The sequence below is a fragment of the Psychrobacter sp. CAL346-MNA-CIBAN-0220 genome (genome assembly GCF_040309805.1).
GTDB lineage: Bacteria > Pseudomonadota > Gammaproteobacteria > Pseudomonadales > Moraxellaceae > Psychrobacter.
On the sequence record NZ_JBEOPF010000573.1, the window covers coordinates 1 to 249 of the forward strand.

The window sequence follows — 249 nt, forward strand, 5'->3', positions numbered from 1 at the left end:
GTCATGGTATTCGTATGCTTAATTTAGCGACGCCGACAGAGCAAATGGGTAAACAACGCTTTAATAAAGTGGAAGCGGTATTGGGTAACATTGCCGGGCTCGAGATTGTCTATCCTGCTCGTATTGATGAATGTTGTGGTTTTGGCGGCACGTTTGCGGTTGATGAAGGCGCGGTGTCGGCCAAAATGGGTAAAGATAAAGCCCAAGCTCATGCGGCAACGGGTGCTAAGTATGTCGTGGGGTTTGACC

General features: G+C 49.0%; 1 protein-coding gene. It reads left to right on the plus strand.

Annotated features, from left to right (window positions below; genetic code table 11):
- On the plus strand, positions 1-249 hold a 249-nt coding region (locus AAEY88_RS14860), incomplete at both ends, for a (Fe-S)-binding protein (protein WP_350563629.1).